Here is a 17,565-nt window from a genome sequence, read left to right as displayed (position 1 = left end):
ATACCCTATCTGCATGAGGTTTGACTATTCGCAAACTGCACAAAAATATCAATGCTTTTTCGTCACTTTGTACATAAGCAGCAAAAACTGCACTAGAACAGCACTTTCGAAGTGCCTTACATCGTAACCAATCTCCTGTTTGATCTTGTCCAGACGATAAACCAACGTGTTGCGATGAATGAAAAGTCGTTTGGCTGTCTCACTAACATTACAGTCCAGGCTAAAAAAGGTCTCCAGCGTAGCAAGGGTCTCACTGTCATTGAAGATTACCGTGTCTTTGCCAGTTTCCTTTATAAAACGTATACGTTGATCATGTGGAATGCTCGCTACCAACCGCTCCAGGTGCAGATCCCATGGGAGATGAATATGCTGCGTAACATGGAATGCTCTCCCCAAGTGAACACTTTCTTTAAGAAGAACTGTAACCGATACAAGTTGTTGTGCAGGAATGCATGGCAGAGATGCAGACAGATGGAACACCCCAGCCCACTCACTGGCAACCAATTCATGCAACCCCAGACAAAAAGCGTTCAGCGAATCCTTTTTGGCTTCCGTTGTATCTTCCTCGGCTTCCTCTGTAACAATTTCTTTATCACCCATGAAAATCCACTCTTGCTCCCCCAAAGGGATCAAGACAATCTCCTCGCCAAAGTAACTCTCAAGCAACTTGTTGAGTTCCTTGGACCGTAAACGATGTGCATCCGGTGTATCCCCTTGCAGCAAGAAGAGAATCTTCTCAGCATTCAATCCTGCGGGCACCACAAAGCGATCAGGAACCGCTTCAGATTCCTGTTTGGTTGGTTCTTCGATCTGCTCTTTAAGCCAGAGACCCAATTCAGTCAAATACTGCTCCCTATCATTCTCATATACAACAGGTAGTACCTCATCGGGTAGAACCGTGTTAGTACGGATCAAAAGCTCAATCAATTGTCGTGTTTCCACGGTAATAGATTTTGCAGGGCATCCCCAACACACGACGGTCTCTTCTTGCTCATGCATCCGAACTTTAAAAAATATACGCTTTCCCGTATTCAAACTGATCACATCGGATGAACTTGGAGATGTAGATTGATTAGATAACTTCTGACGCTCACCTTCACCACCAAAGGTCCCTAAATTTTCATGTCGACCAACCAAATTAGCAACGGATTGCATCCACTCTTCTATTGTAATTTCATATTCGTCCAAAGTTGTGCCTATAATGACTTCAATTTGCTGTTTTAGATCAGGTATGAGCTTCATATAATGAACGTCACCACTCTGCATGTTTTCTATTAGTTTATCATATCTTGCCCAGCATTAATAAATATCCATATTGAGCTAAAATCACATAACAAAAAGAGCGACTAATCAAATTAATGATTAATCACTCTTTTCTTAGCGATGAGTCATGAAGGGCTCGAACCTTCGACACCCTGATTAAAAGTCAGGTGCTCTACCAACTGAGCTAATGACTCATAAAACTGGTGGAGGATGATGGATTCGAACCACCGAACCCGTACGGGAGCAGATTTACAGTCTGATGCGTTTGGCCACTTCGCTAATCCTCCAGGGATTAAAGGTGGCTCGGGACGGAATCGAACCGCCGACACGAGGATTTTCAGTCCTCTGCTCTACCGACTGAGCTACCGAGCCATATTTAATTTTTAGGATTAATGGCGGAACCGACGGGATTCGAACCCGCGATCTCCTGCGTGACAGGCAGGCATGTTAGGCCAACTACACCACGGTTCCAGGCATTAATGGTGCCGGCGAGAGGACTTGAACCCCCAACCTACTGATTACAAGTCAGTTGCTCTACCAGTTGAGCTACACCGGCGTATATGGTGGAGGCTGAGGGGATCGAACCCCCGACCCTCTGCTTGTAAGGCAGATGCTCTCCCAGCTGAGCTAAGCCTCCTGGGTAATATGGTAGCGGCGGAGGGGATCGAACCCCCGACCTTACGGGTATGAACCGTACGCTCTAGCCAGCTGAGCTACACCGCCATATTAATTGTGTCTTGATTGCTTGTCCATCTTTAGGTAAAGATGGCGGAGAGAGAGGGATTCGAACCCTCGCACCGCTTACGCAGTCTAACCCCTTAGCAGAGGGTCCCCTTATAGCCACTTGGGTATCTCTCCAAATAACAATCATCAACATCATTCAAGGATTGCTCCCTGAAAACTAGATTCGAAACGAAACACGCGAATTATCAATTGCTATTGGATAAGCCCTCGACCGATTAGTACTGGTCAGCTCCATGCATTGCTGCACTTCCACCCCCAGCCTATCTACCTCGTCGTCTTCAAGGGGTCTTACATACTGGGAAATCTCATCTTGAGGGGGGCTTCACGCTTAGATGCTTTCAGCGTTTATCCCGTCCGTACATAGCTACCCAGCGGTGCTCCTGGCGGAACAACTGGTACACCAGCGGTACGTCCATCCCGGTCCTCTCGTACTAAGGACAGCTCCTCTCAAATTTCCTACGCCCACGACAGATAGGGACCGAACTGTCTCACGACGTTCTGAACCCAGCTCGCGTACCGCTTTAATGGGCGAACAGCCCAACCCTTGGGACCTACTTCAGCCCCAGGATGCGATGAGCCGACATCGAGGTGCCAAACCTCCCCGTCGATGTGGACTCTTGGGGGAGATAAGCCTGTTATCCCCAGGGTAGCTTTTATCCGTTGAGCGATGGCCCTTCCATGCGGTACCACCGGATCACTAAGCCCGACTTTCGTCCCTGCTCGACTTGTAGGTCTCGCAGTCAAGCTCCCTTATGCCTTTGCACTCTTCGAATGATTTCCAACCATTCTGAGGGAACCTTTGGGCGCCTCCGTTACTCTTTAGGAGGCGACCGCCCCAGTCAAACTGCCCACCTGACACTGTCCCCGCACCGGATTACGGTACCAGGTTAGAACCTAGATACGATCAGGGTGGTATCCCAACGTTGCCTCCACGCAAGCTGGCGCTCACGTTTCAAAGGCTCCCACCTATCCTGTACAGATCGTACCCAAATTCAATATCAAGCTGCAGTAAAGCTCCATGGGGTCTTTCCGTCTTGTCGCGGGTAACCTGCATCTTCACAGGTATTAAAATTTCACCGGATCTCTCGTTGAGACAGCGCCCAAGTCGTTACGCCATTCGTGCGGGTCAGAATTTACCTGACAAGGAATTTCGCTACCTTAGGACCGTTATAGTTACGGCCGCCGTTTACTGGGGCTTCGGTTCACAGCTTCGGATTGCTCCTAACCACTCCCCTTAACCTTCCAGCACCGGGCAGGCGTCAGCCCGTATACTTCGCCTTACGGCTTCGCACAGACCTGTGTTTTTGCTAAACAGTCGCTTGGGCCTTTTCACTGCGGCCCCCTCGTGCTATTCACACTACCGGGGCACCCCTTCTCCCGAAGTTACGGGGTCATTTTGCCGAGTTCCTTAACGAGAGTTCTTCCGCGCGCCTTAGAATACTCTTCTCGCCTACCTGTGTCGGTTTGCGGTACGGGCACCATCACCTGGCTAGAGGCTTTTCTTGGCAGTGTGAGATCATGACCTTCGCTACTACAATTTTCGCTCCCCATCACAGCTCAGCCTTACAATGTGCGGATTTGCCTACACATCAGCCTTACTGCTTAGACGGACATCCATCAGTCCGCGTCACTACCCTACTGCGTCCCCCCATTGCTCATAACGGCTTACGGTGGTACAGGAATTTCGACCTGTTGTCCTTCGACTACGCCTTTCGGCCTCGCCTTAGGTCCCGACTTACCCTGAGCGGACGAACCTTCCTCAGGAACCCTTAGGCTTTCGGCGGATCAGATTCTCACTGATCTTTTCGTTACTCATACCGGCATTCTCACTTGTATAATGTCCAGCGCTCCTTACGGTACACCTTCAACCCTTATACAACGCTCCCCTACCCCTGATGCATAGCATCAAGCCATAGCTTCGGTGGTGTGTTTAGCCCCGTTACATTTTCGGCGCAGAGTCACTCGACCAGTGAGCTATTACGCACTCTTTCAATGGTGGCTGCTTCTAAGCCAACATCCTGGTTGTCTGTGCAACTCCACATCCTTTCCCACTTAACACACACTTGGGGACCTTAGCTGATGGTCTGGGCTGTTTCCCTTTTGACAATGGATCTTAGCACTCACTGTCTGACTCCCGGAAGTAAGTCTATGGCATTCGGAGTTTGACTGAGCTTGGTAACCCTTGCGGGCCCCGCACCCAATCAGTGCTCTACCTCCACGACTCTAGTTTCCGAGGCTAGCCCTAAAGCTATTTCGGGGAGAACCAGCTATCTCCGAGTTCGATTGGAATTTCTCCGCTACCCCCACCTCATCCCCGCATTTTTCAACATGCGTGGGTTCGGGCCTCCAGTGCGTGTTACCGCACCTTCACCCTGGACAGGGGTAGATCACCCGGTTTCGGGTCTACGTCCACGTACTAAGTCGCCCTATTCAGACTCGCTTTCGCTGCGGCTCCGGCTCTTCACCTTAACCTTGCACGGGAACGTAACTCGCCGGTTCATTCTACAAAAGGCACGCCATCACCCCTAAAACGGGCTCTGACTTTTTGTAAGCACACGGTTTCAGGTTCTATTTCACTCCCCTTCCGGGGTGCTTTTCACCTTTCCCTCACGGTACTGCTTCACTATCGGTCGCTAGGAAGTATTTAGCCTTGGCAGATGGTCCTGCCGGATTCATACGGGGTTTCACGTGCCCCGCACTACTCGGGATCCGTCTCGGAGGGAACAGACTTTCAACTACAGGGCTTTTACCTTCTTTGGCGGGCCTTTCCAGACCTCTTCGCTTAACCGGTTCCTTTGTAACTCCATGTGAGACGTCCCACAACCCCAAAGAGCAAGCTCTCTGGTTTGGGCTTCTCCGCGTTCGCTCGCCGCTACTGACGGAATCACTATTGTTTTCTCTTCCTCAGGGTACTTAGATGTTTCAGTTCCCCTGGTATGCCTCTACACAACCTATGTATTCAGTTGTGAGTAACTGGAAATTACCCCAGCTGGGTTTCCCCATTCGGACACCCCCGGATCAAAGCTTGCTTACAGCTCCCCGAGGCAGTTTCGTTGTTCGCCACGTCCTTCATCGGCTCCTAGCGCCTAGGCATCCTCCGTGTGCTCTTAGTAGCTTAACCATATCGCTCGTGTTCGAGCTGTCACTCCGCTTGGTTTGCTTGCGCAAATCCAAAAGTCGTTCCATTTCGATCACTCGCTCATGCAATCTACCTTATAAAAACACTTCACTTGTTTACACAAGATCAGCTTAAAGGAATGTTCTAATTCGCGTTTGTTTCGTTTCGATATCTAGTTTTCAAAGAACAAACTTGTAAATTATTTTTGGTGGAGCCAAGCGGGATCGAACCGCTGACCTCCTGCTTGCAAGGCAGGCGCTCTCCCAGCTGAGCTATGGCCCCATATAAAATTTAAAGGTATAGATGGTGGGCCCTGGTGGACTCGAACCACCGGCCTCACCCTTATCAGAGGTGCGCTCTAACCAACTGAGCTAAGGGCCCACATTACATATACTATTTGAACCCAAAATGGGTTACGCTTGGCGGCGTTCTACTCTCCCAGGACCCTGCGGTCCAAGTACCATTGACGCTGAAGGGCTTAACGGTCGTGTTCGGGATGGGAACGTGTGGAACCCCTTCGCTATCGCCACCAAACGTTTGAGAGTTTGAGCTCTCAAAACTGAGCAACGAGTGAGTGTTTTGCAGCTAAGCTGCATATTTGAATGTTTCCGTTGCAGGAAACGATTCTCCATAGAAAGGAGGTGATCCAGCCGCACCTTCCGATACGGCTACCTTGTTACGACTTCACCCCAATCATCTATCCCACCTTCGGCGGCTGGCTCCTTGCGGTTACCCCACCGACTTCGGGTGTTATAAACTCTCGTGGTGTGACGGGCGGTGTGTACAAGACCCGGGAACGTATTCACCGCGGCATGCTGATCCGCGATTACTAGCAATTCCGACTTCATGCAGGCGAGTTGCAGCCTGCAATCCGAACTGAGACCGGCTTTGTTGGGATTGGCTCCATCTCGCGATTTCGCAGCCCGTTGTACCGGCCATTGTAGTACGTGTGTAGCCCAGGTCATAAGGGGCATGATGATTTGACGTCATCCCCACCTTCCTCCGGTTTGTCACCGGCAGTCTATCTAGAGTGCCCATCCGAAATGCTGGCAACTAAATATAAGGGTTGCGCTCGTTGCGGGACTTAACCCAACATCTCACGACACGAGCTGACGACAACCATGCACCACCTGTCTTGAATGTTCCGAAGAAAAGGTACATCTCTGCACCGGTCATTCAGATGTCAAGACCTGGTAAGGTTCTTCGCGTTGCTTCGAATTAAACCACATACTCCACTGCTTGTGCGGGTCCCCGTCAATTCCTTTGAGTTTCAGTCTTGCGACCGTACTCCCCAGGCGGAGTGCTTAATGTGTTAACTTCGGCACCAAGGGTATCGAAACCCCTAACACCTAGCACTCATCGTTTACGGCGTGGACTACCAGGGTATCTAATCCTGTTTGCTCCCCACGCTTTCGCGCCTCAGCGTCAGTTACAGCCCAGAGAGTCGCCTTCGCCACTGGTGTTCCTCCACATATCTACGCATTTCACCGCTACACGTGGAATTCCACTCTCCTCTTCTGCACTCAAGTCACCCAGTTTCCAGTGCGATCCGGGGTTGAGCCCCGGGATTAAACACCAGACTTAAATGACCGCCTGCGCGCGCTTTACGCCCAATAATTCCGGACAACGCTTGCCCCCTACGTATTACCGCGGCTGCTGGCACGTAGTTAGCCGGGGCTTTCTTCTCAGGTACCGTCACCTTGAGAGCAGTTACTCTCCCAAGCGTTCTTCCCTGGCAACAGAGCTTTACGATCCGAAAACCTTCATCACTCACGCGGCATTGCTCCGTCAGGCTTTCGCCCATTGCGGAAGATTCCCTACTGCTGCCTCCCGTAGGAGTCTGGGCCGTGTCTCAGTCCCAGTGTGGCCGATCACCCTCTCAGGTCGGCTACGCATCGTCGCCTTGGTGAGCCGTTACCCCACCAACTAGCTAATGCGCCGCAGGCCCATCCCCAAGTGACAGATTGCTCCGTCTTTCCAGTTTCCTTCAGGCGAAGAAAACAACTATTCGGTATTAGCTACCGTTTCCGGTAGTTGTCCCAAACTTGAGGGCAGGTTGCCTACGTGTTACTCACCCGTCCGCCGCTAACCATCCGAGAAGCAAGCTTCTCTTCAAGTCCGCTCGACTTGCATGTATTAGGCATGCCGCCAGCGTTCGTCCTGAGCCAGGATCAAACTCTCCAATAAAGTATTGAAAAGAGCGATAAGCTCATTTTGAATCTGACGAGATTAAAAATCTCATTTGTGCTCCAGCCGATTCAAGCCAAGGCTTGTCTCGAACTTTCGCGTTCATTCTGCAAGCAGAATGTTTACTCACTCGTTGTTCAGTTTTCAAAGATCAAACTTGTTTTTCGTCACCATTTTCTCTCAGCGGCGACTTTTATAATATATCATACTTCGTTTGTTTTGGTCAAGTGTTTTTTTGAAATTCTTTTTCGAAGTTCGTAATGAACTCCTTCATTTCATCTAAAGCATCTAACCAAGCAAGCAAAGCAACGAGATATAATGTACCATATAAATATCCCGCGAGTCAACTATCCGAACAAAGAAATTTTCAACCCTAATAACAGCCCCACACCTGGCAATCCCAAAACAGTTACAGTCCCTATCGTTGCAGGGTTCAGCGGGATGTAGGTTCCTGTAATCCAGCCGGAATAATTCACGATGTATATCCCTACTGCAGCCAGCACCAGATGAATTCCGAATGACGTGAAAAACGATAACCCTATCCGCTTTCTGAATAAAACAACGATAAGTCCCAGTAACGATACGACTAATACACTCCCCAGTATAATACTCTTCATATGTTACACCTCCATGTTTAATGTAAACCTGACTCTACATACTAACCCCTCGCTGTGATGTAACATCATCATTAGCTCTGGCTCGCTTTGCTCTTCTCAAATGGATCTGGTACTTCCGCTCAGCTGCCTCCAATACATAAATGGCATAATCAATCTCATCTTGCCCCTGTGCATCTTCGAACTGTCTCATAGCCCGTTCCCATTCCTGCTTAGCCATCTGAATATCTGCATAGATCTGATCCGCCTCAAGTTCCTTCAACATTCTGTTGTGTTTCTCTACCGAGTTCCGTGTATTTCGCCACAAAAACATAAACTCTCCCCCTCCTGATCAACACAGCTATTCTCATACTTATCAGGGAAAGGACAAACTTAGAACTTGGGCATTCATTTTCTTCACAAAAAAAAGAGAGCCCTAAGGCTCTCTTTACACATCGAAACTTATTTAGCATCCGAAGTTTCCAAGGAAGTCCGCTACGTAATACAAATTGATCACACTAACGCATCTCCCTGCGCCCTTCCAATGCTTTGGAAAGGGTCACTTCATCCGCATACTCAAGATCGCCACCTACAGGCAATCCATGCGCAATCCGGGTCACACTGATCTCAAACGGACGCACCAACCGGGAGATGTACATCGCTGTAGCCTCACCCTCAATATTGGGGTTCGTCGCCAGGATGATCTCTTTTATACGTTCATCACTTAATCGGATCAGGAGTTCCTTCAAACGAATATCGTCTGGGCCGATTCCCTCCATAGGTGAAATCGCGCCCTGTAACACATGATAGTATCCATCAAATTCCTTGGTGCGCTCCATGGCCACCAGATCTTTCGAATCCTGAACTACACAGATTACAGATACATCCCTGGACTTATCCTGACAGATGCGACACGGGTCCGTATCAGTGATATTACAACATACAGAACAGTAATGAAGATTACGTTTCACACTTACGAGTGCCTTGGCAAAATCGATAACGTCATCTTCCTTCATGTTAAGCACATGAAAAGCTAAACGCGCTGCTGTCTTGGGACCCACACCCGGCAACCGGGTGAAGGCATCAATCAGCTTGGCTATTGGTTCGGGATAATACAATCGATTGTGTCTCCTTTGACAGGATCAATTTTTAATTAAAATAATCCCGGAATATTCATGCCGCCTGTGAACTTGCCCATATCCTTGTTGGCAATCTCGTCGGCTTTGGCCATTGCATCATTAACAGCTGTCATAACGAGATCCTGCAACATTTCAACATCTTCCGGATCTACAGCTTCAGGTTTGATCGTGATAGCAAGCAATTTCTTGTGTCCGTTAACTTCAGCCGTCACTACACCGCCACCAGAAGTACCTTGGACTGTTTTATCCGCCAGTTCCTCTTGTGCTTTCAGCATTTGCTCCTGCATTTTCTTCACTTGTTTCATCATTTGGTTCATGTTGTTCATAATTGTTCATCTCCTTTGTTATGGTTATCGCGCTATGCGCATTATTCTTTGATCACTACAAGGTCCTCACCAAAGAGCTGGATGGCTTCATCAATCCAAGGCTGTTTGTTGCCTGAACCGCCGTCTTCATGCTCAGGTTCAAGCTTAAAGTCCTCCTTTGGCGCTTCAGAAGCTCCCTCCATTGCTCCGGTCCAATCTTTGAGCATCATCGTCACCAATCGTGCAGGACGCCCTAGCTGTTCGGACAACACCCGCTCAATGACTTCACGGTTAGCCTGCTTCTCCGTCGTTTCACGGTGAATGTTGTTTTTAAAAGCAACCAATACATTGTCTTCAAGCAATGATACCGGCTCACCATCCACAAACCAGGCGTGAACGGTAACCCGCTCTTCCTTCACTCGTTGCAGGATCTGACTCCATTTTTTGCTGATCTCTGCGAACTCAGGGGCTCCCTTACGCGCAACATACTGATCCAACTGTGCAGGAAGCTTCGCAGGCGAGTTGCCTCTTGATACAGGGGCCCTTGTTGCCGGACGAGATGGAGCACTCGATGCACCTTCTCCACCAGACAAACCACTTTTCAGTGCACGATCCAACTTCTTCTCCAACTCAGCAAGCTGCTGCTTCAAGCGGTTGATCTCTCCCCCATCAACAGGTGCTGCATGAGCTGAAGCTCCCACCTGAACAGAGGTCTCACCTTGAGCTGGAATACTACACAGTTTAAGCAATGCAACTTCAAATAATGTCTGTGGTTGTACTGCATATTTCATTTCACTCTGGTACCGATTAAGGGTGTCAATCATGTGGAACAGTTGTTCCCTGGTGAATGACTCCGCCATATCACGGAAAGATTCCGGATTAAGTACCCGGTCCGTCAGTTTATCTGCATCAGGTACCATCTTAATCATAAGCAAATCACGGAAATAATACAGTAAATTCTCCATGCACTTGTCTGCACTCTTTCCTTCATGCATGAAACCTTCAATCATCTGCAAAATATGACCAACATCACCCTTGAGCAGCGAAGCAGCCAATTTGGCAAATTGCTCTGAAGCAATTCCACCCGTCATGTCCATAACCTGCTGGTACGTTACTCGTCCATCCGTAAATGAAGAGATCTGATCCAGCACACTAAGTGCATCCCTCATTCCACCGTCCGATAAACGGGCAATGTATTGGAGCGCATCCTGGTCAGCTTCCATGCCTTCCTGTTCACAGATCAGTGTAAGTCTTGCTGTCTGCTCTTCCAGGGATACCCGGCGAAAATCAAATCGCTGACAGCGCGATATAATGGTAGCCGGAAGGCGGTGCGGTTCCGTTGTTGCCAAAATAAACATCACATGTGGTGGTGGCTCTTCCAATGTTTTGAGCAAAGCATTGAATGCCTCCGTTGTCAGCATGTGCACTTCATCAATAATATAGACTTTCTGCCGGACTTCGGTTGGCGCATATTTAACCTTTTCCCGAAGATCACGGATTTCTTCAACGCCCCGATTGGATGCAGCATCAATCTCCTGCACATCCATCACAGCGCCAGTCGTAATTCTGCGGCAAGCTTCACACTCGTTACAAGGTTCAGGCGCAGGCCCACGTTCGCAGTTCACAGCTTTGGCCAAAATCTTGGCGGCACTTGTCTTTCCCGTTCCTCTGGGCCCGCTAAATAAGTAGGCATGGGAAGTCCGCTGTTCACGAATCGCGTTCTGCAAGGTCTGAATAATATGCTGTTGCCCCACCATATCTTGAAACGACTGGGGACGCCAAGCCCGGTATAACGCGATATGCTCCATGATGCGTTACCTTCCTTCCACTTCGCATTCGAGTCCTTTGTCGTTCCCCTATTATACTATATTCCAGGGTGAATCCAAACTTTATCTGACTCATTCATGCGTGGTTTATTAAGACATATCAAAAAGACCTCTGCATACATACAACTGCAAAGGTCTCTACATTTAAAAGGTAAGCCGTGCACCTGCTATCGATATTTGCGATCCAAGTGGCACCCCTGAACAATAGCTCGGGCTAGGCAACCCTCCGGCACAAGAGTGATCTCACTTATGGCTGCTTCCTTCCGGACCTGACCAGGTTCATGAGTACTCATTGCGGAGGACCCAACCGTCAACACCACGTTTAGGGACCAAACCTCACATCGGCAAAACCTCTAGCAGGAATTCAACCTCGCTATAGCGGATTGCGAGTTACAGGGCACCGCTACCTCCCCATCTAGCACGGTAAGAAATAGTATAACGTAAGGTTATCCAAATTGCAACCAGAGGAACTCGGAAGCGACTATGCTTACATATAACATATAAAAACCCCTGCCAGATCAGCAGGGGTGTGTTGGATGCAATTAGCAGACAACTCCAAGAATTGTCCAATTAGATTCCGTATTTCTTTTTGAAACGATCAACACGGCCGCCAGCATCGATAAACTTCTGTTTACCTGTGAAGAACGGGTGGCACGCGGAGCAAATCTCTACACGAAGTCCGTCTTTAACCGAACCTGTCTCAAAAGTATTCCCGCAAGCGCAAGATACTTGACCAATCGTGTAATTAGGATGAATTGCTTCTTTCATTACCTTTCACCTCTTTCCGCCCTGAGCCTCAAGCGGACCCAGAGTAAATGGCACAACTCTGAGATTATAACACGGCCTTGTGCCTGTTGCAATCCATTATTGTTATGAGGTAATCAACCGTTTTGGACGTGCCATTCCAGCAGGTGGAACATGGGTATACGATCCGATCACAACATCAGGCAACTCGTCTTCAAAAATCTCAATCATCTGCTTCATGCCCAAGATATCACCTTGAGCTGGAGGGATTAATTCCAGATAACTCTCCGGATCAATATTGAGATTACGCATCTGAATCAAGCGCAGATCGGTTCTTCTTGCAAACTCAATCATCGCCTCAATCTCTTCTTCACGATCTGTTACACCTGGGAAGATCAGATAGTTAATGGAGGTGTATACACCCTGCTGCGCTGCGTATTTCATCGATTTCTCAACATTGGCTAAGGTATAACCACGCGGTTTATAGTAGGCGTTATAGTGGTCATCCAGTGCACTAATTGTACTTACGCGCATCAGATCCAATCCAGCATCTACAATACCTCTAATGTGATCGTTCAGACCGGCATTGGTATTAATGTTGATATACCCCATGTCCGTTACGGAACGAACTTCGCGAATCGCTTCTATGATCAGCTTGGCCTGTGTGGAAGGCTCCCCTTCACAACCTTGTCCAAAGCTAATGATGGACTCCGGCGTCTTCAGGTGTTCCAGCATAACTTCTACAATCTCATCCACACGTGGTCGAAAGTTCATACGTGTCTGCGGGGAAACAAAGCCGCTATCATCCGGTTGCTCGGAGATACACCCGAAACAGCCTGCATTGCAAGAATAGGATACCGGCACTCCACCTTCCCAACGATTCAGGAACGTGTTCGATGAAGTTAGACATTCATACCCAAGCGCACAGTTGGATAGATGGGTGTAGAGACGGTTCTCGGGGTATTGCTCTGTCAATCGTTTAACCCCTGAACGTACATCGTCACGATCACAGTTGAGCGGATTCCATTTTTCAGGACTATCCGACTTCGAAGCGGTGACATAGAAACCGCCATCTTTCCAAACTACTGCGGAATAACCGAACAACGGCAACTTATACTCTTTATCCGTCTTCACATAACCAGGGAGACACAAACGAGTGAATCCCTGTGGAAGCAACGCACCTACAGCCTGTGTGTCCGTTGGCATTGGCAGCATCTCACCGGTATCCGGGTCCATACCAATGGGCCGGGTACTCGGGAGTCCTACCAACGTTGCACCCTCTGGCAAAGGGATAAGTTCATCTTCCATAATCTCAACGATCATATCTCCACTGCGGGCAAGCCCGTACAGGGAAGGGTGATCAAATACATTACCTTTTTCATCTGCGTATACTAAATACATGATGTTCTCCTCACATCTAATGGGTTAAACCTAACGACGAGTGTATTGTAACATTTACAGCAATGCTGCAAAAAGAAAGTGATTAATTAAATGACGCTTACGTCGATGTACCTGACGTAGCTGTCTGTCTAGGTGAACGACGGGTTGTTGTTGTACCGGAATTGCTTGTCGGGCTATTACCAGCCGAATCAAATGCCGCCAAAAACTCTGCATTTGTCTTGCTGTTACGAAGTTTTTTCAGGAATCCTTCGACAAAGTCATGGGAATCATTCATGTTTTTACGAATTGCCCAGATTGTATCCAACTCTTCCTTGCTGAGCAACACTTCTTCACGACGGGTACCGGAACGACGAATGTCGATTGCCGGGAATATACGACGTTCAGCCAGACGACGGTCCAGATGCAGCTCCATATTACCCGTACCCTTAAACTCTTCATAAATGACGTCATCCATACGTGAACCGGTATCAATTAATGCAGTTGCCAGAATCGTCAAGCTTCCGCCTTCTTCCACATTCCGGGCAGAACCGAAGAAACGTTTCGGACGATGGAACGCAGCTGGATCAATACCACCACTAAGTGTACGACCGGATGGTGGAATAACCAGGTTATATGCACGGGCAAGACGCGTAATGCTATCCAGCAGGATAACGACATCCTTTTTAGCCTCAACCAAACGAAGCGCACGTTCAAGTACCAATTCTGCCACCTTGATATGATTCTCAGGCAGTTCATCAAATGTTGAAGCCACAACTTCCCCTTTTACCGAACGCGACATATCCGTTACTTCCTCTGGACGTTCATCAATCAACAGGACAAACAGTTCAATTTCAGGATTGTTAGTTGAGATGCTGTTGGCAATTTCTTTGAGGAGAAGCGTTTTACCCGCTTTGGGAGGTGCTACGATCAATCCGCGCTGTCCCAATCCTACCGGGGCGAGCACATCCATAATTCGTGTGGACAAATGGTTGGGGGATGTTTCGAGAACCAGTTTTTTCTGCGGATACAGTGGGGTTAGTGCCGGGAAGTGAAGTCGCTCTGCAGCCGCCGATGGATTCTCACCATTTACAGCGTTGACTTGCAACAAACCGAAGTATCTCTCGTTTTCCTTAGGCGTTCTACACTTACCTGATACGAGGTCACCTGTTCTTAGGTCAAACTTGCGAATCTGAGAAGCTGAGATATAAATGTCTTCCGTACTTGGCAAGTAGTTAATTGGTCTTAAGAATCCGTAACCTTCAGGTAAAATCTCGAGTACACCTTGCATGAACATCAGGCCGCTTTGTTCAGCTTGTGCACGTAGTATAGCAAAGATTAATTCTTTCTTTTTTAACGTACCATAGTAAGGTATCTGATATTTTTTGGCCAGTTTGTAAAGGTCCGTTAGTTTCATTTCTTCCAAATCGGAAATTTGTAGATCCATATAATAACCACCTATTCAATTAATAAGTCCGTGTGAAATGGATAGTTTCGCTAGATGTTCCGGCTATAGAGAGCGGCGTCTGCCACAATCTCTTCTGTCCATTGTACGGAATGTAACCGTTATAATGCAAATACTTGTCTTTGAGTGTAAGTTTCCGGGTGGGATGGCCAACATTCGGCAAGATCCGCTATTGAGTGAACGATGCATTGAGGCGATCAATCCGGATAGACCGGCTATGGAGCGCAGTTCAAACAAAACCGGGGGTTGGGGATGAGAAATGATGTTCTTACAGCCATATGAAGTTTAATTCAAAAAAAGACCCTCCGGTAAAGGAAACAGAAACATTTCGTCTTATGCCGGAGAGACTGAGAACTCTATTAAAACAGGTTTACCTAATCATCGAAAAGATATGCAGTTCAGTTAAAATAAACATGTTTATGACTGAATCATGCATAACGCTTCCTATTAATCAGTTTCCCGCCATACATCTGCACCGAGCAGACGCAGATTAGTCACCAGATGATCATAACCGCGGTCGATATATTCGACCCCCGTTACTTCAGTCACACCTTCACTGACGGTGAGACCTGCAATCACCAGCGCTGCTCCAGCGCGAAGATCGGATGCTTTTACTTTGGCTGCATTTAATGCACTGCCTTCAATAATCGCTGACCGTCCTTCTACTCGAATCTTTGCACCCATCCGCACCAACTCAGGCACATGCTTGAATCGATTACTGTATACAAAGTCGCTCAGGACACTCACACCGGTTGCCTGTGTTAAAACACTGGTCATGGGTGACTGTAGATCCGTTGGGAAACCAGGATATACAAGTGCCTTCACGTCAACGTGGTTATAGCTTGGTTTACCAATGACACGTATACTTTCATCCAATTCCTCAATGCCAACACCCATCTCCAGCAGCTTTGCCGTTAAAGCTTCCAGATGTTTGGGAATCACATTGTCAATCAGAACATCTCCGCGCGTCGCCGCTGCAGCGATCATATACGTACCTGCTTGGATACGGTCCGGAATGATGGAATGACGGCAGCCTTTAAGCTCCGAGACCCCTTCGATACGGATCGTTTCGGTACCTGCACCCTTGATGCTGGCACCCATGGAATTCAGAAGTGTTGCTACATCTATAATCTCAGGCTCTTTAGCCGCGTTTTCGATAATTGTAGAGCCTTTGGCACGAGTAGCCGCCAGCATGATATTAATGGTTGCGCCGACACTGCTTACATCAAGATAGATTTTTGCTCCGCGCAGCTCTTTGGCATGCAAATGAATGGAGCCATGTTCGTTTGTTACGGTTGCGCCAAGCGCTTCAAAACCTTTGATATGTTGATCAATTGGACGAGGCTCAAAATTACAGCCCCCTGGTAAACCTATGGTCGCTTCTTTGAAACGCCCTAGCAATGCACCCATCATATAATACGAAGCGCGAAGCTTCTTCACGGGACCATTCGGCATAGGAATGGATTTGATGTCAGAAGGGTCAATCTTCATCTGACTGCCTTCCCAAGTCACACGTGCTCCGAGTTCCTCCAAAATTTCTGCATAAACCGCCACGTCACTCAAAAGCGGCAGGTTGTCCAACACGACTTCTGACTCGGCAAGCAATGCTGCAGGAATAAGCGCAATGGCGCTGTTCTTGGCGCCGCTTATAGTTACAGTTCCCTGTAACGGACGTCCGCCACTAATCATCAATTTTTCCATAAAGCTTAATGTCCCCCTACGTGTTTTGCAGCCGATGAACGGCAATACGTGCTGTTGGCTTCCGATGTAGAAATAAGGTGTGAAAATGGAAAGACACCGGCTAGGCGGTGTTTTTCCATTTCACAGTATGGAACTGGTAAAGATAAATTACGCTTTGTTGTTAGAACCAAACTCGCGGATTTTACCTTTAACGGTTTCTTTGATTGCTTCACGGCCTGGTACGATGAATGTACGTGGATCGTAAGCATCTGGTTTAGCTGCAAGCACTTCACGAACCACTTTTGCAAAAGCAATTTGGTTCTCTGTGTTTACGTTGATTTTGGACGTACCCAGGGAAATGGCTTTGTCGATGTCGTGTTTAGGAATACCTGTACCACCGTGCAATACGAGTGGAACTTGTACCGCGTCACGAACTTCTTCCATTTCTTTGAAGCCCAGGTTAGGCTCGCCATGGTAAGGACCGTGTACGGAACCAAGAGCTGGTGCCAATGTGTCGATACCTGTTTCTTTAACGATACGGATACACTCGTTCAGGTCAGCGTACATGATACCGCCGATAACGTCGTCTTCTTGTCCGCCTACAGTACCTACTTCAGCTTCTACAGAAACGCCTTTAGCGTGTGCATATTCAACAACTTTTTTAGTCATTTCGATGTTCTCATCGATAGAGTGGTGGGAACCGTCGATCATAACGGATGTGAATCCAGCATCGATCGCTTCTTTACACTTGTCGAAGCTTGAACCGTGGTCCAGGTGGATTGCAACTGGAACGGTAATTTTCATGTCGTGGATAAGTCCTTCTACCATTTTAACTACAGTGTAGAAGCCACCAATGTGACGTGCTGCGCCTTCGGATACACCCAGGATTACTGGGGATTTCTCTTCTTCAGCAGCACCAAGAATAGCTTGAGTCCACTCAAGGTTATTGATGTTGTATTGACCAACTGCATATTTTCCTTCAAGTGCTTTGTTCAACATGTCTGTCATAGATACTAATGGCATGGTTTCAATCCTCCTAGGGGTTTGGGTTGTGTCTATGGTTTTTAGCCGAAATCACATACGGGCTTATTATACCACATCCCATGTCAAATACTAAACAAGCA

Annotated in this window: 11 protein-coding genes, 10 tRNA genes, 3 rRNA genes and 1 other RNA gene; all 25 read right to left on the bottom strand. The window is 48.1% G+C overall.

Translation table 11 applies throughout. The annotated features are described in order from the left end of the window. Positions 1-48: 48 nt before the first annotated feature. The gene (locus V6669_RS00730; protein ID WP_338589849.1) at positions 49-1,242 is read right to left on the bottom strand and encodes a helix-turn-helix domain-containing protein; all 1,194 of its coding nucleotides are present in this window, start codon (positions 1,240-1,242) and stop codon (positions 49-51) included. 142 nt (positions 1,243-1,384) lie between these two features. After that, positions 1,385-1,457, bottom strand: a tRNA-Lys gene (locus tag V6669_RS00725). A 7-nt stretch (positions 1,458-1,464) separates the two neighbouring features. Beyond that, positions 1,465-1,550 (bottom strand) — tRNA-Tyr (locus tag V6669_RS00720). 12 nt (positions 1,551-1,562) lie between these two features. Continuing rightward, positions 1,563-1,635, bottom strand: a tRNA-Phe gene (locus V6669_RS00715). A 21-nt stretch (positions 1,636-1,656) separates the two neighbouring features. After that, positions 1,657-1,734, bottom strand: a tRNA-Asp gene (locus V6669_RS00710). 9 nt (positions 1,735-1,743) lie between these two features. Next, positions 1,744-1,819 (bottom strand) — tRNA-Thr (locus V6669_RS00705). A 5-nt stretch (positions 1,820-1,824) separates the two neighbouring features. Beyond that, positions 1,825-1,900 (bottom strand) — tRNA-Val (locus tag V6669_RS00700). Positions 1,901-1,909: 9 nt separating this feature from the next. Further along, positions 1,910-1,986, bottom strand: a tRNA-Met gene (locus tag V6669_RS00695). A 43-nt stretch (positions 1,987-2,029) separates the two neighbouring features. Continuing rightward, positions 2,030-2,121, bottom strand: a tRNA-Ser gene (locus V6669_RS00690). Between the two features lie 81 nt (positions 2,122-2,202). Next, a 23S ribosomal RNA gene (locus tag V6669_RS00685) occupies positions 2,203-5,128 on the bottom strand. 203 nt (positions 5,129-5,331) lie between these two features. Then, positions 5,332-5,407: transfer RNA gene (locus tag V6669_RS00680), tRNA-Ala, on the bottom strand. Positions 5,408-5,429: 22 nt separating this feature from the next. Further along, positions 5,430-5,506: transfer RNA gene (locus V6669_RS00675), tRNA-Ile, on the bottom strand. 36 nt (positions 5,507-5,542) lie between these two features. Then, positions 5,543-5,659: ribosomal RNA gene (rrf, locus tag V6669_RS00670) — 5S ribosomal RNA — on the bottom strand. A 100-nt stretch (positions 5,660-5,759) separates the two neighbouring features. Further along, positions 5,760-7,312, bottom strand: a 16S ribosomal RNA gene (locus V6669_RS00665). Together the 16S, 23S and 5S rRNA genes with 10 tRNA genes alongside form the textbook arrangement of a ribosomal RNA operon. A gap of 347 nt (positions 7,313-7,659) precedes the next feature. Beyond that, positions 7,660-7,929, bottom strand: a complete 270-nt coding sequence (locus tag V6669_RS00660; protein WP_315939840.1) for a pro-sigmaK processing inhibitor BofA family protein — start codon at positions 7,927-7,929, stop codon at positions 7,660-7,662. Positions 7,930-7,963: 34 nt separating this feature from the next. Then, positions 7,964-8,239 (bottom strand): DUF2508 family protein, encoded by a 276-nt coding sequence (locus V6669_RS00655; protein WP_036607244.1) that lies wholly within the window; start codon positions 8,237-8,239, stop codon positions 7,964-7,966. Positions 8,240-8,423: 184 nt separating this feature from the next. Beyond that, positions 8,424-9,023 carry a recombination mediator RecR gene (gene recR, locus V6669_RS00650; RefSeq protein WP_062838113.1) on the bottom strand — a complete coding sequence of 200 codons (600 nt, stop codon included), beginning with the start codon at positions 9,021-9,023 and terminating at the stop codon, positions 8,424-8,426. A gap of 35 nt (positions 9,024-9,058) precedes the next feature. Continuing rightward, positions 9,059-9,370 carry a YbaB/EbfC family nucleoid-associated protein gene (locus tag V6669_RS00645; protein ID WP_036607248.1) on the bottom strand — a complete coding sequence of 104 codons (312 nt, stop codon included), beginning with the start codon at positions 9,368-9,370 and terminating at the stop codon, positions 9,059-9,061. A gap of 41 nt (positions 9,371-9,411) precedes the next feature. Next, positions 9,412-11,157, bottom strand: a complete 1,746-nt coding sequence (gene dnaX, locus V6669_RS00640; RefSeq protein ID WP_338589844.1) for a DNA polymerase III subunit gamma/tau — start codon at positions 11,155-11,157, stop codon at positions 9,412-9,414. 174 nt (positions 11,158-11,331) lie between these two features. After that, positions 11,332-11,599, bottom strand: an RNA gene (gene ffs / locus V6669_RS00635) — signal recognition particle sRNA large type. A gap of 146 nt (positions 11,600-11,745) precedes the next feature. Beyond that, a complete protein-coding gene (rpmE, locus tag V6669_RS00630; RefSeq protein WP_036607255.1) occupies positions 11,746-11,943 on the bottom strand; it encodes a 50S ribosomal protein L31 in 198 nt (65 codons plus the stop codon). Positions 11,944-12,045: 102 nt separating this feature from the next. Beyond that, positions 12,046-13,320, bottom strand: a complete 1,275-nt coding sequence (locus tag V6669_RS00625; protein WP_074092949.1) for a radical SAM protein — start codon at positions 13,318-13,320, stop codon at positions 12,046-12,048. A 97-nt stretch (positions 13,321-13,417) separates the two neighbouring features. After that, positions 13,418-14,743: a transcription termination factor Rho gene (rho, locus tag V6669_RS00620; RefSeq protein WP_036607258.1), complete on the bottom strand. Its 1,326-nt coding sequence runs from the start codon at positions 14,741-14,743 to the stop codon at positions 13,418-13,420. A gap of 465 nt (positions 14,744-15,208) precedes the next feature. Further along, positions 15,209-16,462 (bottom strand): UDP-N-acetylglucosamine 1-carboxyvinyltransferase, encoded by a 1,254-nt coding sequence (locus V6669_RS00615; RefSeq protein WP_017691290.1) that lies wholly within the window; start codon positions 16,460-16,462, stop codon positions 15,209-15,211. Between the two features lie 147 nt (positions 16,463-16,609). Beyond that, positions 16,610-17,464, bottom strand: a complete 855-nt coding sequence (gene fba, locus V6669_RS00610) for a class II fructose-1,6-bisphosphate aldolase (protein WP_307540789.1) — start codon at positions 17,462-17,464, stop codon at positions 16,610-16,612. Between the last annotated feature and the right edge of the window lie 101 nt (positions 17,465-17,565).

Source organism: Paenibacillus sp. Y5S-9 (assembly GCF_036894235.1).
Taxonomy (GTDB): domain Bacteria; phylum Bacillota; class Bacilli; order Paenibacillales; family Paenibacillaceae; genus Paenibacillus.
This window is presented reverse-complemented; position numbering and strand designations above follow the sequence as displayed.